18 protein-coding genes are annotated in these 18,245 nt (G+C 71.2%); 11 read left to right on the top strand and 7 right to left on the bottom strand.

What is annotated here, in order from left to right; genetic code table 11:
- The first annotated feature begins 2 nt into the window (after window positions 1–2).
- Both ABD798_RS15105 and ABD798_RS15100 read left to right on the top strand, forming a co-directional pair.
- On the top strand, window positions 3–746 hold the full coding sequence (locus ABD798_RS15105) for an adenosylcobinamide-GDP ribazoletransferase (RefSeq protein ID WP_344875089.1): 744 nt from the start codon (window positions 3–5) through the stop codon (window positions 744–746).
- Between the two features lie 30 nt (window positions 747–776).
- The gene (locus ABD798_RS15100; RefSeq protein WP_344875087.1) at window positions 777–1,496 is read left to right on the top strand and encodes an SDR family oxidoreductase; all 720 of its coding nucleotides are present in this window, start codon (window positions 777–779) and stop codon (window positions 1,494–1,496) included.
- Window positions 1,497–1,558: 62 nt separating this feature from the next.
- On the opposite strand, the gene ABD798_RS15095 is transcribed toward ABD798_RS15100, so the two are convergent.
- The 5 genes from ABD798_RS15095 to ABD798_RS15075 all read right to left on the bottom strand — a co-directional run bounded on the left by ABD798_RS15095 (window position 1,559) and on the right by ABD798_RS15075 (window position 6,069).
- A complete protein-coding gene (locus ABD798_RS15095; RefSeq protein ID WP_344875085.1) occupies window positions 1,559–2,659 on the bottom strand; it encodes a branched-chain amino acid aminotransferase in 1,101 nt (366 codons plus the stop codon).
- A 63-nt stretch (window positions 2,660–2,722) separates the two neighbouring features.
- Window positions 2,723–3,079, bottom strand: coding sequence for an MmcQ/YjbR family DNA-binding protein (locus ABD798_RS15090; protein WP_344875083.1), 357 nt, complete (start codon window positions 3,077–3,079; stop codon window positions 2,723–2,725).
- Between the two features lies 1 nt (window position 3,080).
- Window positions 3,081–3,716, bottom strand: a complete 636-nt coding sequence (locus tag ABD798_RS15085) for a DUF402 domain-containing protein (protein WP_344875081.1) — start codon at window positions 3,714–3,716, stop codon at window positions 3,081–3,083.
- A complete protein-coding gene (gene gcvT / locus ABD798_RS15080; protein WP_344875079.1) occupies window positions 3,716–4,822 on the bottom strand; it encodes a glycine cleavage system aminomethyltransferase GcvT in 1,107 nt (368 codons plus the stop codon). Before gcvT ends, ABD798_RS15085 begins: the two co-directional genes overlap by 1 nt.
- 11 nt (window positions 4,823–4,833) lie before the next feature.
- Window positions 4,834–6,069: an APC family permease gene (locus tag ABD798_RS15075; RefSeq protein WP_344875077.1), complete on the bottom strand. Its 1,236-nt coding sequence runs from the start codon at window positions 6,067–6,069 to the stop codon at window positions 4,834–4,836.
- A gap of 185 nt (window positions 6,070–6,254) precedes the next feature.
- On the opposite strand from ABD798_RS15075, the gene ABD798_RS15070 reads away from it, so the two are divergent.
- Complete coding sequence (locus ABD798_RS15070) at window positions 6,255–7,751, top strand: leucyl aminopeptidase (RefSeq protein ID WP_344875075.1); 1,497 nt, start codon at window positions 6,255–6,257, stop codon at window positions 7,749–7,751.
- 514 nt (window positions 7,752–8,265) lie between these two features.
- On the opposite strand, the gene ABD798_RS15065 is transcribed toward ABD798_RS15070, so the two are convergent.
- Window positions 8,266–8,613 (bottom strand): oxidoreductase, encoded by a 348-nt coding sequence (locus ABD798_RS15065; RefSeq protein WP_344875073.1) that lies wholly within the window; start codon window positions 8,611–8,613, stop codon window positions 8,266–8,268.
- A 227-nt stretch (window positions 8,614–8,840) separates the two neighbouring features.
- Between ABD798_RS15065 and lpdA the strand changes: the two genes are divergently transcribed.
- From lpdA to ABD798_RS15025, 8 genes are all read left to right on the top strand, one after another.
- Window positions 8,841–10,214, top strand: a complete 1,374-nt coding sequence (gene lpdA / locus ABD798_RS15060; protein ID WP_344875071.1) for a dihydrolipoyl dehydrogenase — start codon at window positions 8,841–8,843, stop codon at window positions 10,212–10,214.
- A gap of 59 nt (window positions 10,215–10,273) precedes the next feature.
- Window positions 10,274–12,046: a 2-oxoglutarate dehydrogenase, E2 component, dihydrolipoamide succinyltransferase gene (sucB, locus tag ABD798_RS15055; RefSeq protein ID WP_344875069.1), complete on the top strand. Its 1,773-nt coding sequence runs from the start codon at window positions 10,274–10,276 to the stop codon at window positions 12,044–12,046.
- A gap of 138 nt (window positions 12,047–12,184) precedes the next feature.
- Window positions 12,185–13,075, top strand: a complete 891-nt coding sequence (locus ABD798_RS15050; RefSeq protein WP_344875067.1) for a TIGR01777 family oxidoreductase — start codon at window positions 12,185–12,187, stop codon at window positions 13,073–13,075.
- On the top strand, window positions 13,072–13,713 hold the full coding sequence (locus ABD798_RS15045; RefSeq protein WP_344875065.1) for a phosphatase PAP2 family protein: 642 nt from the start codon (window positions 13,072–13,074) through the stop codon (window positions 13,711–13,713). The genes ABD798_RS15050 and ABD798_RS15045 overlap by 4 nt, the downstream gene beginning before the upstream one ends.
- Window positions 13,700–14,437, top strand: a complete 738-nt coding sequence (gene lipB, locus ABD798_RS15040; RefSeq protein WP_344875063.1) for a lipoyl(octanoyl) transferase LipB — start codon at window positions 13,700–13,702, stop codon at window positions 14,435–14,437. Before ABD798_RS15045 ends, lipB begins: the two co-directional genes overlap by 14 nt.
- A gap of 61 nt (window positions 14,438–14,498) precedes the next feature.
- Window positions 14,499–15,614 carry a serine hydrolase gene (locus tag ABD798_RS15035; protein ID WP_344875061.1) on the top strand — a complete coding sequence of 372 codons (1,116 nt, stop codon included), beginning with the start codon at window positions 14,499–14,501 and terminating at the stop codon, window positions 15,612–15,614.
- Window positions 15,611–16,099: a helix-turn-helix domain-containing protein gene (locus ABD798_RS15030; RefSeq protein ID WP_344875059.1), complete on the top strand. Its 489-nt coding sequence runs from the start codon at window positions 15,611–15,613 to the stop codon at window positions 16,097–16,099. Before ABD798_RS15035 ends, ABD798_RS15030 begins: the two co-directional genes overlap by 4 nt.
- A gap of 3 nt (window positions 16,100–16,102) precedes the next feature.
- Window positions 16,103–17,290 carry a transglutaminase-like domain-containing protein gene (locus tag ABD798_RS15025; RefSeq protein WP_344875057.1) on the top strand — a complete coding sequence of 396 codons (1,188 nt, stop codon included), beginning with the start codon at window positions 16,103–16,105 and terminating at the stop codon, window positions 17,288–17,290.
- Here ABD798_RS15025 and ABD798_RS15020 read toward each other — a convergent pair.
- On the bottom strand, window positions 17,287–18,219 hold the full coding sequence (locus ABD798_RS15020; RefSeq protein ID WP_344875054.1) for an LLM class F420-dependent oxidoreductase: 933 nt from the start codon (window positions 18,217–18,219) through the stop codon (window positions 17,287–17,289). The two genes, ABD798_RS15025 and ABD798_RS15020, sit on opposite strands and share 4 nt — an antisense overlap.
- Window positions 18,220–18,245: the final 26 nt, after the last annotated feature.

Genomic DNA, 18,245 nt, shown 5'->3' with positions numbered 1-18,245 from the left:
CAGTGAGCGGAGTGCGGGCGGCGTTCTCGATGTTGAGCGTGCTGCCGATGGGCGCGGCGCACGTCGACAGGAGGACGGCGAGCACAGCGATCACGGTGGCACCGCTCGTCGGCTTGGTGCTCGGCGCAGCGGCGGCAGCGGCGGCGTGGGGCGGAGCGGCGGTCGGCCTGGCGCCGCTGCTGGTCGGAGTGCTCGTCGTGGGACTGCTAGCCCTCACCACGCGGGGCATGCACGTGGACGGGCTGGGCGATGTCGCGGACGGCCTGGGGTGCTACGGGCCCCCGGACAGAGCGCTGAAGGTCATGCACGACCCCGCCGCCGGACCGTTCGCGGTGGTCGCGCTGATCGTGAACCTGGCCGCGCAGGCCACCGCGATCAGTGCCCTCATCGGCCAGAACCGTTGGGGCGCAATCGCGATCGCCGCCGTAGCGGGCCGGGTGGCCTTCGGCTGGGGCTGCCGTCGCGGAGTGCCACCGGCGCAGGAGAAGGGCCTCGGAGCGCTCGTCGCGGGCACGCAGCACGTGCTCGTGCCCCTCACCTGGACAGCAGTCCTCGCGGCAGCGGCGGCCCTGGTGCACCCGTGGTTGGGACCGCTCGCGGTGCTCGGCGCGACGGGCGCGGTGCTCGGCCTGCTGAAGCACACGACCAAGCGCTTCGGCGGCGTCAACGGCGACGTTCTCGGCGCCTGCTGCGAGGTCGCCACGACGGCAGTTCTCGTTGTCCTGTCGGTGAAACTGGATTTTTGAAGCACCGGTTCCGTCGGCTATGTGTGATCAATGACCAAGCCGCTCATCGTGATCACCGGGGCAAGCTCCGGGATCGGCGCAGCGACGGCGCGGGCCTTCTCGGAGCTGGGCCACCCCCTGCTCCTGCTGGCCCGCCGCCTGGACCGCCTTGAGGACCTCAAGCTGCCCAACACCCTCTGCCGCGCCGTGGACGTGACCGACGCGCAAGCCGTCAGCGACGCGGTCGCCGAAGCCGAACTCCAGCACGGACCCGTCGACGCCATCGTGAACAACGCGGGCGTCATGCTGCTCGGCCGCATCGGCGATCAGCCGACGCAGGAGTGGCGGACGATGGTCGACGTCAACGTGCACGGCCTGCTCAACGGCGTGTACGCGGTGCTCCCGGGCATGGTGGAACGCGGCAGGGGCACCGTGATCAACGTCAGCTCGGTCGCGGGCCGCAAGGGTTTCCCGAACCACACGGTCTACTGCGGCACCAAGTTCGCGGTGCACGCGATGTCGGAGAACCTGCGCGAAGAGGTCGCCGCCAAGGGCGTGCGCGTCACCACGATCGCGCCCGGCGCGGTGGAGACCGAACTGCTCTCGCACACCAGCGACGACGGCATCAAGGCCGACTACCAGGCGTGGAAGGAGGCCAACGACGTGCTGACCGCCGAGGACGTCGCGGCCACCATCCGCTTCGCCTACGAGCAGCCGCAGCGGGTGTGCGTCCGCGAGATCGTCGTGGCCGCGACCGGACAGCAGGCGTAACCGGAGTACCCAAAAACAGGGGCTCCGCCGACAGTCCGGCGGAGCCCCTGATCACGACAAGATCAGCCCAGGCGGGTCATCCAGCGGTGGCTGTCCTCGAGCGCGCCGCGCTGGAGGTCGGTCAACCGCTTGCGCAGCTTCATGGTCAGCTCGCCGGAGCCGCCCTCGCCGATGGTGAACTCGCCGCCCGCGTGCTTGACCCGGCCGACCGGGGTGATCACCGCGGCGGTGCCGCAGGCGAAGACCTCGGTGATCTCGCCGGAGGCCACGCCCTTCTCCCACTCGTCGGTGGAGATGCGGCGCTCCTCGACGGGCAGGCCCAGGTCGGCGGTCAGCTCCAGCAGCGAGGCCCTGGTGATGCCGGGCAGCAGCGTCCCGGTCAGCTCGGGGGTGACCACGCGCGCGTCGGAGCCGGAGCCGAAGACGAAGCAGAGGTTCATCCCGCCCATCTCCTCCACCCAGCGCCGCTCCACCGCGTCGAGCCACACGACCTGGTCGCAGCCCTGCTCGGCGGCCTGGGCCTGGGCCAGCAGCGAGGCCGCGTAGTTGCCCGCGAACTTCGCCGCGCCGGTGCCACCGGGGGCCGCGCGCACGTACTCGGTGCTCAGCCAGACGCTGACCGGCTTGATGCCACCGGCGAAGTACGCGCCGGCGGGTGAGGCGATCAGCAGGTAGCGGTACTGCGAGGCGGGGCGCACGCCCAGCCCTGCCTCGGTGGAGATCATGAAGGGCCGCAGGTACAGCGACTCCTCACCGCCCGCGGCGGGCACCCAGTCGCGGTCGACGTCGACCAGCTCGCGCAGCGATCCCAGGAACAGCTCGTCCGGCAGCTCCGGCATCGCGAGCCTGCGGGCCGACGCGCGGAAGCGCTCCGCGTTGGCCTCGGGCCGGAACGAGGCGATGGAGCCGTCGGGCTGCCGGTAGGCCTTGAGGCCTTCGAAGATCGCCTGGCCGTAGTGCAGCACCATGGCGGCCGGGTCGAGCGGGAAGCTGCCGTAGGGCACCACGGCCGCGTCGTGCCAGCCGCGCTCGCGGTCCCAGTCGACGGTGACCATGTGGTCGGTGAAGTACTGCCCGAAGCCGGGCTTGGCGAGTACCTGCGCCCGACGCTCCGCCGAAAGGGGGTTCGGGTTGGAGGTCCGGGAGAAGGGCGCTGTCGTCATGGCAGCACGATAAACCTTCGGATGTGCTTCCGAACATCGCGATCCCGAACATCGGACGCCCGACTATTGCGCGGACCTGGATTCCGCCGCGTCGTGCATGCTCACCAGGCGTTGCGGAGCGGTGCGCCGCCACGCCTCGCGGACCAGCTCGCCGATTTCCTCCGGGTCGGCGAGGCGGAGATCAACGCTCACCCAGCCGTAGCGCCCGACGTAGTCCGCGGCCGCGTAGACCTCCGGCGCCGAGGCGACGAGCGCCTGTTGTTCCTCCGGGGTCGTCTTGACGGTGGCGCGGTGCCCGTCGCCGTCCATCGCCGCGAACATCTTGTCGCGGACGCGGAACGTCGGGTGCCCCCATGTCTCCACCTCCTCCGACTCGAGCAGGTTCAGTGCCACGTCTCGGAAGTCCTCGGCGGAGAGCACGTCAGCGTTCCTCCATCACCTCGTCGGGCAGCGTCGGCAGCGGCCAGCCGGGCTCCGGCCGGAACTCGCACCAGCTCCCATCGAAAGGGAAAAGCCCGGATTCGGCCAGACCGATCATCCGTTCGCCCTCCGCGCGCAGCCGGTCAAGCTGCTCCTGGGTGATCTTCCCTGCGGCCAGCGCCTCGATCGCCTCGTCCTCGTCCTTCCACGACCAGCTGCGGTCCGGTAGAACCTCGACGTCGAGCACGCCGTCCACGCGGCACACGGCGGTGTCCGTGCGCCCCAGCGGGATCTCCAGGTTGACGTACCAGTTCAGGAAGGTGCCGTCGGGCAGGAAGAACCACCAGACGCTGGACCACTCCTGCTCGAAGACCACCCGCAACGTGGACGAGCCGATCCAGGCCGAGCGCACGGGCACGCGCCCCACCCGGAACCGCTGCTCCAGCGGCACGTCGCGCGCGTGCCCGCCGCCTGGCACCCGGGTGGTGCGCACGGGCGTGCCGTCCGGGACCCAGCAGACCAACTGCTCGCCGTCGTCGGCGAGCACGCGGGCCGGAGCCACCGAGCCGGTGCTGCCATCGATGCGCCGGAAGGCGTAGAGGACCTCCTCGCCCGGCGCCCAGAGCCGTCCCGCCACTACTTGACGTTGGTCTGCACGAACGGCGGCTTCACGACCTCGCAGCGCAGCGAGCGCCCGCGCACGTCGAGGGTGAGCTCGTCGCCGATCTTCACCCCGGCGGAGGTGTCCAGCAGCGCCAGCGCGACGCCGATCTTCAGCGTCGGCGAGAAGGTGCCGGAGGTGGACTCGCCGACCTTCTCCCCCGCCGCGTTCAGCACGTTCATGTGCGAGCGGGGCACACCGCGCTCCAGCGCGCGCAGGCCGAAGAGCTTGCGGGCCGGGCCGTTCGCCTTCTCCGCGCGCAGCGCCTCGTGGCCCCAGAAGGAGTCCTTCTTCCAGCCGACCGCCCAGCCGGAGCCCGCCTGCACCGGGCTGATCTCCAGCGACAGGTCCTGGCCGTGCAGCGGATAGCCCATCTCCGTGCGCAGCGTGTCACGCGCGCCGAGACCGCAGGCCCGACCGCCCAGCGGTTCCGCGGCGGCCAGCAGCGCCGACCACAGCGCGGGCGTGTCGTCCCACTTCGGCAGCAGCTCGAAGCCGTGCTCGCCGGTGTAGCCCGTGCGGCAGACGCGAACCGTGCGGCCTTCCCACTCCGCGTCGGCGAAGGCCATGTAGTCCAGCTTCGTCGGCAGGCCGAGCGCCTCCAGCAGCTCCGAGGCCTTCGGCCCCTGGACCGCGAGCACGCCGTAGTCCGCGTGCTGCTCGGTCACCGCGACACCCTCGGGAGCGGCGGCGGAGAGCATCCGGCAGACCTCAGCGGTGTTGGACGCGTTGGGCACCAGGAAGACCTCGTCATCGCTGACGAGGTAGGCGATCAGGTCGTCGACCACGCCGCCGGACTCCACGCAGCACAGCGTGTACTGCGCCTGGCCCGCGTCGATCTTGCGCAGGTCGTTGGTCAGGCAGGAGTTGACGAACTCGGCCGCGCCCGGGCCCGCGACGAGGGCCTTGCCCAGGTGCGAGACGTCGAAGACGCCGACCGCCTCGCGGACCGCGGTGTGCTCCGCGACGACTCCGCCGCCGGTGTACTGGATCGGCATCTCCCACCCGCCGAACGGGGCGAACGTGGCGCCGAGCTCGGCGTGGGCAGCGGCAAGGGGGCTGGTGCGCAGCGTCTCCGTCACAACGCGAGAAACTACCGCCAACGCTGGGAAATCAAAGCCCCCAGGCACGAACCCGCAGCGAGCACGCCGAGCGTGGTGAGCAAGGTCATCGGCGGCAGGCTCATTGCGAGCATCACCGAGATCCCCAACCCGAAGCACGCCGTGCGCATCGGCGCGGTCCGGTCCTGCTCGACCAGCTCCACCCGGGTCGCCGCGTTCGCGAACGCGTAGTGCACCAGCACGCAGCACGCGGCGAGGTGCACGGCATCTGTGGTGTCGAGCAGCGGCAGGGCGAGCGCGACGAAGCCGCCCACGACGAGGTCGACCGGCCAGGTCCGGCCCGCGCGGGCGATCGCCGCCAGCGACGTCGCGACCTCGCGCTCGATCGCCGCCTCCACCACCATCCGCCGCATCGCCGCGAGCACGAGCACCAGGCAGGACGCGAGCCCCACTCCGGCGCCGAACTCGACGAACGGCACCATCACCGCTCCGTCTGCGGCGATCACCGCGTCGCGCAGCGGAGTGGGCGAGAGCGCCAAGCGGGCCGGGCCGAGCTGGCGCAGCAGCCCGATCGCGAGCAGCGCGTAGAGCGCGGTGACGATCCCGACGATCACCGGGATGGAGCGGCGCGTGGTGCGCCAGCCGTGCTGCGGCTCGTCCTTCGCCGGTGCGGTGACGCGCTCGAACCCGGCGAAGCCCAGGAACAGCACCGCGGCCGCCGTCATCAGGCTGCGCGGATCTCCTGCCGGTGGCGCGGAGGTGCCGAGCGGTGCGGGCGGCGGCGGGACGGCGAGGCAGGCGGCGATCACCAGGACGAGCACGACCAGCACGACTCCGCCGATCAGCCACGCCAGCCCGGTACCCCAGCGCAGCAAGCCGCTCGCGTTGCCGAGCACGGCCACGGCGAGCACCGCGAACGCGGCGACGCGCGGCTGGTCGGGCGCCAGGTACTGACCGCAGTACTGGCCGAAGGTCGTCGCGAGCACGACCGCGAGGCAGCCCAGCGCCACGAACCGCCCGGTGGCCGCGACACGCCCGGGCCAGCGGCCCATGTGCTCACGGATCGAGGAGCGCTCGGAGGTGGAGTACATCGCGCAGAGCGCAGCGATCGCGGCGAGCGGAAGCCCCGCCAGCAACCACGTTCCCGCCCCAGCGGCTGCGGGAGCCAGGAGCAGGAAGGGGCCGAGGCCGATCATGGCGCCCATGCCCAGCACGACAACGCCGGGCAACCGGGTCTTGGTGTTGGTGTGTTGGCGCGGCTCTAACACGCTCGAACCTCCAGCATCGCCACGCGCGCAACCGTATGCCCCGCATCACGGTCACGCACAGCCACCTGACGGCCCCGTGGACGTTGTTCGCGTTTACCATCCGGTAGCGAACTGGCCTTTCCAGTGATCGACTCGAAGCAGCGACCAGGTCCGGCACCGGCGCCGGGCCATGACGAGGAGCAAGCGTGACCGTCCCCAAGCTAGCGCTGACCGACAGTGACCCCACCACCGCCGCGACCGACACCGTCGTCATCGGCACCGTGCAGGGGCCGGACGGCCTGGCGCTCGCCGACGGCGCGGCCGCGGTGGACGCCGCTTTCGACGGCAAGCTCGTCGAGCTGCTGGAGACCTTGGGCGCCACCGGCAAGGCCGAGGAGGTCGTGAAGCTGCCCTCGCTCGGCAAGCTCTCCGCCTCGCTCGTCGTCGCGGTCGGCGTCGGCGCCGCCAACGACGAGGGCACCGTCTCCGCCGAGCAGGTCCGCAGGGCCGCCGGTGCCGTGGCGCGCTCGCTGAACGGCACCGCTCGCGTGCTCAACACCCTCGGCTCGCTCGACCTCACCGCCGCCGTCGAGGGTCACGTGCTCGGCGGCTACACCTTCACCGAGTACAAGTCCGAGAAGTCCGAGGACAAGGCCGCCAAGGTCGAGTTCACCACCGCCGCCGGCGCCAAGGACAAGGCCGCCAAGACGAAGCTCAAGGCCGCGACCGCGATCGCCGAAGCCGTGATCACCGCGCGCGACTTCGTCAACACCCCGCCCAACGACCTGTTCCCCGAGTCCTTCGCCGAGCGCGCCAAGAAGCTCGGCGAGGCGGCGGGCCTGACTGTCGAGGTGCTCGACGAGAAGGCGCTGCGCAAGGGCGGCTACGGCGGCATCCTCGGCGTCGGCGGCGGTTCCTCGCGCAAGCCGCGCCTGGTCCGGCTCAGCTACAAGGGCCCGAAGGCGCGCAAGAAGGTCGCGCTCGTCGGCAAGGGCATCACCTTCGACACCGGCGGCATCTCCATCAAGCCCGCCGCCGAGATGCACCACATGACCAGCGACATGGCCGGTGCCGCCGCCGTCGTCGCGACCGTGGTCCTCGCCGCGAAGCTGAAGTACCCGCTCGAGGTCATCGCGACCGTGCCGATGGCCGAGAACATGCCCGGCGGCGAGTCCTACCGCCCCGGTGACGTGCTCACCTTCCTCGGCGGCAAGACCTGCGAGGTGCAGAACACCGACGCCGAGGGCCGCCTCATCCTCGCCGACGCCATGGTCCGCGCCTGCCAGGACGGCCCCGACTACCTCGTCGACACCGCCACCCTGACCGGCGCGCAGGTCGTCGCGCTCGGCAAGCGCACCGCGGGCGTCATGGGCACCGACGAGTTCCGCGACCGCGTCGCCGAGCTCGGCCGCAACGTCGGCGAGCACGCGTGGGCCATGCCGCTGCCCGAGGAGCTGCGCGCCGACCTCAACTCCAACGTCGCCGACCTCGCCAACATCACCGGCCACCGCTGGGGCGGCATGCTCTCCGCGGGCATCTTCCTGCGCGAGTTCGTCGCCGAGGGCGTCCAGTGGGCGCACGTCGACGTCGCCGGACCCGCCTTCAACACCGGCGGCGCGTGGGGCTACACCACCAAGGGCGGCACCGGCACCCCCGTCCGCACCCTCGCGGCCGTGCTCGCCGACATCGCCGAGAACGGCTGATCACTCAGCACCTTTCACGCACCTCATCACGCACTGAACGGGTCGTTCGGGTACTTCACCTCCCCGAACGACCCGTTCAGTGCGTTCAACGCACCAAACGACCCGTTCAGTGCACTCTCCACCCCAGCGAACGCCTCACTTGGTGCGCCCACCACGTCGCGAACGCCTCGTTTGGTTCGCCCACCACGTCGCGAACGCCTCGTTTGGTTCGCTCAACGCCCTGAACGACCCCTTCGGGTACCTCAACTCCCTGAATGACCCTTTCAGGTCCTCAGCGCGCCCTGAACGACCCGTTCAGTGCGCTCAAGTACCCGAATGACCCGTTCAGGACGTTGAAGTACCTCAATGACTCATTCAGCGCGGTGAACCACCTGAATGAGTCATTGAGGGCGTTCAGCGGACCAAACGAGGCATTCGCGGAGCGCGGCGAGCCGGAGCGCAGCGAGCCGGAGCGCAGCGAGCCGGAGCGCAGCGCGAGCAGGGCGCAGCGCAACGCCGACCGGAGGAAGGCGCGTCAGGTGAGGTCGTCGCGTTGGGCGCGCTTGCGGAGGGCGCGCTGGCGTTCGGTGTAGTCGCGCATCCGCTTGGGGTAGCCGACGAGCGCGACGTCGTAGACGGGGATGCTGAGCTTCTTGCCGAGCTTGCGCGCGCCCTCGGGGCCGTCGACGCGCCTGCGGGTCCACTCGCCGTCGTGGGCGATGAGCACCACAGTGGTTTCCGTCACCGTGGTCTTGGGCTCGACGTAGGCCTCGACGCCGCGCCGCTCTTTGGCCCACGCGACGAGGTGGCCGGTGTCGTCGTTGGACGATCCTCGCAGCGTCCCCGGCTTCTGCCGCTTCCGGAACCGGTCGAAAAGACCCATCGCGACGCCTCCTTCACCTGGTCGCCAGATCTTGCCAGTAGGCGTGTGGGGCCGCCGTTGCGATCCATCGGTTGTCATCCGGCGGACGGCACGGGGACTCGCTGACGGGCCGCGTCGCCAACAGAGCCGAACAGGTGACAAGATGGCGCTTGCCCGAGTGACGCCACGCGCGCGCACGGGCGCAGAGACCTAGCAACCGAAACCGTTGCCTCCTCAGAGGAGATGCTGTGACCGACACCTCCGCCGACCTCGTGATCCTCGGCGGCGGCTCGGGCGGGTACGCCTGCGCGTTCCGCGCGGCCGAGCTCGGCCTGTCCGTCGTCCTGGTGGAGAAGGACAAGCTCGGGGGCACCTGCCTGCACCGCGGCTGCATCCCGACGAAGGCCCTCCTGCACGCGGCCGAGGTGGCCGACAACGCCCGCGAGGGTGACCAGTTCGGCGTGAAGAGCTCGCTCGCGGGCATCGACATGGCCGGGGTCAACTCGTACAAGGACGGCATCGTCGGCGGCCTGTACAAGGGCCTGCAGGGCCTGGCCAAGGCCAACAAGGTCACCCTCGTCGAGGGCGCGGGCACCTTCGTCGGCCCGAACACCGTCGAGGTGAACGGGCAGCGCTACACCGGCAAGAACGTGGTGCTCGCGACCGGCTCCTACGCGAAGAGCCTGCCCGGCCTGGAGATCGGCGGCCGGATCATCACCAGTGACCAGGCGCTCAACCTCGACTACGTGCCGCAGAAGGCGGTCGTGCTCGGTGGCGGCGTGATCGGTGTGGAGTTCGCCAGCGTCTGGCGCTCCTTCGGCGCCGAGGTCACCATCATCGAGGCGCTGCCCCGCCTGGTCCCGTCCGAGGACGAGTGGGCCTCCAAGCAGCTGGAGCGCGCCTTCCGCAAGCGCGGCATCACCTTCAAGACCGGCGTGCGCTTCAGCGGTGCCACCCAGACCGACACCGGTGTCCAGGTCAGCCTGGAGTCCGGCGAGTCCCTCGAAGCGGACGTGCTGCTCGTCGCGGTCGGCCGCGGCCCCAACAGCGCGGGCCACGGCTACGAGGAGGCCGGCGTCACCATGGAGCGCGGCTTCGTCCTCACCGACGAGCGCCTGCGCACCAACCTGCCGGGCGTCTACGCCGTCGGCGACCTGGTTCCCGGCCTGCAGCTGGCGCACCGCGGTTTCCAGCAGGGCATCTTCATCGCCGAGGACATCGCGGGCCAGAACCCGCGCGTCATCGACGAGGCGGGCATCCCCCGGGTGACCTACTGCAAGCCCGAGGTCGCCTCGGTCGGCCTCACCGAGGCCCAGGCCAAGGAGAAGTACGGCTCCTCGGTGGAGACCTACCTGTACAACCTGGCGGGCAACGGCAAGAGCCAGATCCTCAAGACCGCGGGCGGCGTCAAGCTGGTCAAGGCCCCCGAGGGTCCCGTTGTCGGTATCACCCTGGTCGGCGAGCGCGTGGGCGAGCTCATCGGTGAGGCGCAGCTGATCTACAGCTGGGAGGCGTTCCCCGAGGACGTCGCCCCGCTCATCCACGCCCACCCGACCCAGAACGAAGCCCTTGGCGAGGCCTTCCTCGCCCTGGCCGGCAAGCCGCTGCACGTGCACGGCTGACGTCGGCACGAAGCGAAGTCAGCCACACGAGCCACGAAAGCGCGAGGAGTCAGCGAGAGATGGCCTTCTCAGTCCAGATGCCTGCCCTGGGAGAAAGTGTCACCGAAGGCACCGTCACCCGGTGGTTGAAGCAGGAGGGCGACCGGGTTGAGGTGGACGAGCCGTTGCTCGAAGTGTCCACCGACAAGGTCGACACCGAGATCCCCTCGCCCGCGGCGGGTGTGCTCCAGCGCATCGTCGTCGCCGAGGACGAGACCGTGGACGTGGGCGCGGAGCTCGCGGTGATCGGGGACGGCGACGGCGGCGGGTCCGCCGAGTCCGCCCCGGAGCCGCAGGCCGCGTCCGCTCCCGAGCCCGAGCCGGAGTCCCAGCCCGAGCCGGAGCCCGCTCCCGCTCAGCAGGAGTCCGCCCCGGCCCCCGCCCAGTCGGGCGGTTCGGCACAGAACGGTTCGGCACAGAGCGGTTCGGCACAGGGCACCGACGTGACCATGCCCGCGCTGGGCGAGAGCGTCACCGAGGGCACCGTCACCCGGTGGCTCAAGCAGGTCGGCGACACCGTCGCGGCCGACGAGCCGCTGCTGGAGGTCTCCACCGACAAGGTCGACACCGAGATCCCCTCGCCCGCCGCGGGGACCCTGCTGGAGATCGTCGTCGGTGAGGACGAGACCGTCGACGTGGGCGCGAAGCTCGCGGTGATCGGCAGCGCGGACGCCAAGCCCGCCGCCAAGACCGAGGCCCCGGCGCCCGCGCCAGCTCCGGCGGCGGCACCGGCTCCGGCCCCCAAGGCCGAGGAGCCCAAGCCCGCTCCGGCGGCTCCGGCCCAGGCGCCCGCTCCTGCCGCCGCGCAGCAGGAGCAGGCCAGCACCAACGGTGACGGCGGCGGTTCGCCGTACGTCACGCCGCTGGTGCGCAAGCTGGCCGCCGAGCACCGGATCGACCTCAACGCCCTGAAGGGCACCGGGGTCGGCGGCCGCATCCGCAAGCAGGACGTTCTCGCCGCGGTCGAGGAGGCCAAGGCGGCGAAGGCGGCTCCGGCCCCCGCGCCCGCCGCTGCCGCTGCTCCGAAGGCCGCCCCGGCTACCGCTCAGCCGTCGGCGAAGGCGCAGGAGCTGCGCGGCAAGACCGAGAAGCTGTCCCGCCCGCGCCAGGTCATCGCGCGCCGGATGCGGGAGTCGCTGCAGGCGACCGCGCAGCTGACCACCGTGGTCGAGGTGGACGTCACCAAGATCGCGCGGCTGCGCCAGCGGGCGAAGGGCCAGTTCGAGGCCCGCGAGGGCGTCAAGCTGTCCTTCCTGCCGTTCTTCGCCAAGGCGGCCGTCGAGGCGCTCAAGCAGCACCCGGTGCTCAACGCCGAGATCAACGAAGAGGCGAAGGAGGTCACCTACCACGCGGAGGAGAACCTCGTCATCGCCGTGGACACCGAGAAGGGCCTGATGGTCCCGGTGATCCACAACGCCGGTGATCTGAGCATCGCGGGCCTGGCCCGCAAGATCGCCGACGTCGCCGAGCGCACCCGGACCAACAAGATCGGCCCGGACGAGCTCAGCGGTGGCACCTTCACCCTCACCAACACCGGCAGCCGCGGCGCGCTCTTCGACACGCCGATCTTCATGCCGCCGCAGGTGGGCATCCTGGGCACCGGCGCGGTCGTCAAGCGCGCCGTCGTGGTGACCGACGAGTCGGGCGGCGACACCATCGCCATCCGCTCGATGGTCTACCTGGCCCTGTCCTACGACCACCGCCTGGTCGACGGTGCGGACGCCGCGCGCTTCCTCACCACGATCAAGCAGCGCCTCGAGGACGGCTCCTTCGAGGCCGACCTGGGTCTGTAACCCGCGCTCCGCACCGCAGAAAGGCCCCCGGGACCACCACGGTCCCGGGGGCCTTTTGTCGGCATCGGCCAAAGAGGCAGTTTCGATCTTGTGGGGTCGAGGTGTGCAAGGTGGCGGGTTGTTGGGGAACATCGGGGTATGCGCGTTGTGATCGCCGGTTCGTCCGGCCTGATCGGCTCGGCCCTGATCCCGGTGCTGCGGCAGGCCGGGCACGAGGTGCTGCGCCTGGTTCGCCGCAAGCCGGCCGCCCCGGACGAGCGGGGGTGGGACCCCTACGCGGGCAAGCTGGACGAGGGGGCGCTGGACGGCGCGGACGCCGTGGTGAACCTGTGCGGGGCGGGCATCGGCGAGCGCCGGTGGACCGAGGAGCGCAAGAAGGCCCTGCTCAGCAGCCGCATCGAGCCGACGCGCCTGCTGGCCGAGGCAGTGGCCGAGCGCAAGGTGCCGGTGCTGGTGAACGGCTCGGCGGTGGGCTTCTACGGGGACACCGGCTCCCGCGTGGTCGACGAGACCGCGACCGCCGGTGCGGGTTTCCTGGCCGATCTGTGCGAGCAGTGGGAGCACACGGCGGAGCGCGCGCAGGTCGGCGGAGCGCGGGTGGCGATGCTGCGCACGGGCCTGGTGCTCTCGCCGTCGGGCGGACTGCTCGGCCAGCTGAGGCCGCTGTTCTCGATGATGCTCGGCGGCCGGCTGGGCAGCGGTCAGCAGTACATGCCGTGGATCTCGCTGGACGACGAGGTCGGCGCGATCCGCTTCGTGCTGGAGAACGAGTCGATCAGCGGGCCGGTGAACCTCACGGGGCCGCTCCCGGCGACCAACTCCGAGTTCACCGCCGCACTGGGCAAGGCGCTCGGGCGGCCCGCGCCGTGGGTGGTGCCCGGCTTCGCGCTGCGCCTGGCGCTCGGCGGGTTCGCCGACGAGGGCGCGCTGATCGGCCAGCGCGCTGTGCCGTCCGTCCTGGAGCGCGTGGGCTACGAGTTCCAGCACCCGACGCTCGAAGCAGCCCTCGACGCCGCGGTGGACCGTTGACGGCTCCATCGAGGCCCCTGCTCGCGACGGTCGGCGGAGTGCTGCTCGCCGCGTGCCTCGTCCTGGGCAGCCTGGTCAACGCGCACCCGCCCACGATCGACGTCTGGTTCGTCGAGGCCTTTCGCGGTGAACACAACGAGCTGCTCGGCCGGATCATCAAGCCGGTCACCGACGTCTTCGGCCCCGCCCTCGCGCTGACACTGATGGTCGGGCTGGTCTTCGGCTTCGGCTACTACACGGGCGTCGGTGACAACGCCCGAGCCGGAGTGGTCGTCCGCGCGGCGCTCGTGCTCGGCCTGTCGTGGGCGGTCGTGCAGCTCAAGGCCGTGTTCACGCGCCCCCGACCGCGCATCTTCCCCGGGGAGAGCTTCCCCAGCGGGCACGTCACCGCCGTCACCGCCGTCGCGATCACGGTGGTGGTGCTCATCGTGTGGAGCGGCCGTGAACTGGCGCGCTGGCTGCCCGGAGCACTCGCGTTCGTGGTGCTGCTGGCGGCGTCGTGCCGGGTGATGCTCGGAGTGCACTACCTGACCGATGTGATCGGCGCTTTCATGGGCGCGCTGGGCGTTGGGTTGCTCGTCTCAGCAGCGGTGTGGCCTCCCGGCAGAGGAGTACCGTTGAACCGTGAGTCGTCCTGACATCTCCTGCCGCGCCACGAGCGCTCCCGTCGAGGTCCGCCACCTCGGGCTGATCGACTACGTCGAGGCGTGGGACCTGCAACGCGAACTCGCCGAGGCGCGCGCCAACGACGAGGGACCGGACCAGCTGCTGCTGCTGGAGCACCTCTCCGTCTACACCGCGGGCAAGCGCACGAAGCCGTCGGACCGCCCGGACGACGGCACCCCCGTCGTCGACGTGGACCGCGGTGGCGAGATCACCTGGCACGGGCCGGGGCAGCTCGTGGGCTACCCGCTGATCCGGCTGACCGATCCGGTCGACGTCGTCAACTACGTGCGGCGGCTGGAGCAGGCGCTCATCGTGGTCTGCCAGTCCTTCGGCCTCGATGTCGGCCGCGTCGAGGGGCGCAGCGGCGTCTGGCTCGCCGGGGACGCCACCCGCCTGGAGCGCAAGATCGCCGCGATCGGCATCCGGGTGCAGCGCGGCGTCACCATGCACGGCTTCTCGCTCAACTGCGAGCCGGACACCAAGGCCTTCGACCGGATCGTGCCGTGCGGCCTGACCGGCGTCGGCGTGACCTCGCTGTCGGAGGAGGTCGGCCGCCAGGTCACCGTCGCCGAGGCGCTGCCGCTGGCCCAGCGCGCCGTGCTGGCCGCACTGGAGGGCGAGATCGAGGTCAGCGAGCTCAACATCGCCCGTACCGAGCCCACCGCCCCCGGCATCACCTTCGCGCTGCAGAACTAGACGCCCCGCCAACCCCCCTCTACTATTCCGGAATTACGGAACAACAGAGGGGGAGATCAGCATGCTCAGCAGAAGGCACCTGCTCGGCGCGGCGGCACTGGCCGTGCCCACGGCGCTCGTCCTGCCCGGCCTCGCACAAGCCGCACCAGCAGGCGCACCCACGACGCCGGAGGCCTGGCTGGAGTGGTTGCGCGGCAACAGGAACAAGGTCGGCGCGCACCTCGACGACGGCAAGGGCAGCGTGGTCCGGCACCGCCCGGACACAGCGCAGCCGCTGGCGTCGGCGATGAAGGTCGTGCACCTGGCCGCCTACGCCACCGCCGTCGCGGAGCGCCGCTCGGACCCGAAGCGTCGCGTGCGGATCGCGGACTGGGAGGCCCACTACCTGCCCAACATGGACGGCGGAGCGCATCCCGCAGCGCTGAAGCACCTGAAGATCCCGTTGGACCCGAGCGGCCTCTACGCCGCCGACCCGCAGCGCGAAGTGAGCCTGGACGACCTCGCGCTCGCGATGATCACCTTCAGCGACAACGCCGCGACCGACTACCTCGCAGTGCTGCTCGGCGAACCGGAGCTGCGCCGCGCCGCCGCCGTGGCGGGCTGGGCGCGCGCAGACGTCCGCATGATCAGCGGCGAGATGCTGATCGCCTTGCACGGCAAGGACCCCGAGGACCGCAAGGAGACCGGTCGCAAGCTCGCGAAGCGCTACGCCGGAGACCCGAAGTACCGCGAGTGGGTCATCGCCAACCTCTACCCGAAGCTGCCGGGCTTCGAGGGGCTCGCGCCGTGGGCGGAGCGCAGCTGGGCCGCTCCGGCGCAGGACCTGGCGAAGCTGCACCGCGCGCTGGCTACCGGGAACTACCGCCCCGCCCCGGCCGCGCCCCTCGCGAGAACGCACCTGGAGCGTTCGTTCGGCCCGAACCCCAGGCCTGGCTTCGAGGCGCTGGGCTTCAAGGGCGGATCGCTCTCCGGTGGCATCCTGACCTTCGGTTTCGGCGCCCGGCGCACCGACGGCACGGTCAGCTCGGGCGCGATCCTGTTCCGGGGACTCACGCTCGCGGAGTTCACCCAGCAGCGCGCGCTGATCGACCTGGTGCTCAGCGCGGCGTTCGACCGGGCGTGGCAGCGGAGGGTGGCCGAAGCGCTCGGGACGCGACCAGGCATTCTCGGGGGATGACCGAGACAACTCCGGGCGACGGCGACCTGGCCGCCCGGGTCGCCGAGCTGGAGCTCCGGGTCGCCGCGTTGGAGGGGCGCGCGGCGGCGCCGGAGCCCGTGCGGGAGGACGGCGGCGGGCTGCTGGCCTACGAGGGCGCGGTGACACTGCACCACGAGCTGGCGTGGAAGATCCGCGTCCAGCCGGAGCCGCTGCTCGGCCTGCCCGATGGCCCGCGCACCGAGGTCATCGCGGCTCTCGGCAGCCCGGTGCGGGTGGCGGTGGTCCGGCTGCTGGCCGCCGAAGGCCCTCAGCCCGCGGCGGCGTTGCAGGCGGCGGCGGGGCTCGGCTCGACCGGGCAGCTCTACCACCACCTGAAGGCGCTCACCGGCGCCAGGATCGTGGAGCAGGATGGGCGCGGTAGCTACCGGCTCCGCCCGCAGGCCACGGTTCCCGTCCTGATCGTGCTGGCCGCCGCGTCCGACATCGCGGGCCAGCTGCACTAACCCATGGAGAGCCCGGATATGCGCCGCCTGACGTGGTCCATCCACAACCACAGCGAATCGCCGATGACGTTGGTGCTCGCGCGGTTGCCCGACACCGCGCGGCAGACCGTCACGTCCTGCACCGTGGAGCCCGCTCCGCACGGCAGCACCGACGACGCGTGGCTGGTGACCGTGCCGCCCGGCAGTCGAGCCAGCATGCGCGCGGAAGTTCTTGTGCACCAAGCAGATCCGGCGCGCGCGACGCCCGAGCTGTCCGAGGACGAGCGCGCCGGGTACACGGCGTCGACCGCGCTCGTCCCGCTGTCGGAGCCCATCCGCGCGGAGGCGCTCCGGCTCGCCGAGGACCGCACCGATCCGGAAGAGATCGCGCGGGCGTTCTTCCACGAGCTGGTCAGCGACCGCTACCAGTACCGCTGGCCGACCGGCGATTTCGGCGCCGAGGCGATGCTGTGGGACAAGTCCGGGGACTGCGGCGCGTTCGCGTTCCTCTTCGTCGCGTGGTGCCGCTCGCTCGGCATCCCGGCTCGCACCGTCTTCGGCACGTGGGCCAACGGGCGGCTCCAAGCGCACGCGTGGGCGGAGTTCCACGTCGCGGGCACGGGCTGGATTCCGGTGGACCCGAGCTTCGCGTGGCTGAACGCGCACCAGCGCTGGCCCGCGAAGAGCCGTGACGCGGTGGAGAGCAACTTCGGCGATCTGCCCGGCGAGCGGATCGTCTTCAGCCACGACGCGGAGTTCCCGCTGCCCGACGGCGTCGAACTGCCCGAGGCCGAGATGGACGTGGACGGCGGCCGCAACAGCAAGCTGCGGTGGGACGGCACGATGCGGATGGCGGGGCGGCGCGTGCACTGGGGCGCGGAGTCGTTGGCGGGCAAGGTCCCCTACCTCCAGCCCGCGTACCCGCTCTACGCCGACGGCAACGCCGACCCGCGCGTCACGCTGGGCAGCTGGATGGTTGAGACGCCGCGCACGCGCCTGCTGGCCAAGACCGGTTACGTGCTGTGCGCGTTGGCCGCGTTGCTCTTGCCGTTCCTGGCCAAGGACACGGGCAAGCCGGTCGCCACGGTGCTCGCGGTCGGCGCGGTCGTGCTCTTCGAGATCTGGCTGATCGCGTCGCGGCGGAGCGTGGTCCTCTCCGCCGCGACACTGGTCGGTCTCCTGGGCTTCATGACCCAGAATCTCTTGACCTAGACCTGCGGGAAGACCTCGGTGGCGATCAGCTCGATCTGGTCCAGGTCGTCGAGGTCCATCATCTGGAAGTAGACGCGGGTGATCCCGGTCTTGTCCTTCCACTGCCCGAGCCGGTCCACGACCTCGGCGGGCGATCCGGCGAGGCCGTTGCGCCGCAGCTCCTCGACCTCGCGGCCGATCGCGGCGGCGCGCTCGGCGAGCTTTGCCCCGTCCTTGGCGACGCAGCCGACGAGCGCGGCCGAACGGACCACCGAGCGCGGGTCGCGGCCCTTCTCCGCGCAAGCCGCCGCTACGCGCTCGAACTGCGTGACCGCGGTGTCCATGTCGGCGAAGGGCACGTTGAACTCGTCGGCGTAGCGCGCGGCCAGCTTCGGCGTGCGCTTGGCTCCGAGCCCACCGATCAGCACGGGCGGGTGCGGACGCTGTGCGGGCTTGGGCAAGGCGGGCGAGTCGGTGAGCTGGTAGTGCTCACCGGAGTAGGAGAAGGTCTCGCCCTCCGAGGTCTGCCAAAGCCCGGTGATCACCGCGAGCTGCTCGGCGTAGCGGTCGAAGCGCTCGCGCACGTCGGGGAACGGGATGCCGTAGGCGGTGTGCTCCTCGGCGAACCAGCCAGAGCCGATGCCGAACTCCACGCGCCCGCCGGACATGTGGTCGACCTGCGCGACGGAGATCGCCAGCGGCCCGGGATGGCGGAAGGTGCCCGCCGTCATCAGGGTGCCGAGCCGGATGCGCGAGGTCTCCCGCGCGAGCCCGGCCAGCGTGATCCACGCGTCGGTCGGTCCGGGCAGCCCCGTGACCCCACCCATCTTCAGGTAGTGGTCGGAGCGGAAGAACGCGTCGTACCCCGCGTCCTCCGCACAGCGAGCCACGCGCAACAGGTCGTCGTAGGTGGCCCCTTGCTGGGGCTCGGTGAAGATCCGGAAGTCCACGGACACCGAACTTAGTGGCGCACGCC

The organism is Allokutzneria multivorans, assembly GCF_039537405.1.
Taxonomy (GTDB): domain Bacteria; phylum Actinomycetota; class Actinomycetes; order Mycobacteriales; family Pseudonocardiaceae; genus Allokutzneria; species Allokutzneria multivorans.
Note: the sequence above shows the minus strand (reverse complement) of the source record. Positions and strands in the feature narration are given on the sequence as shown.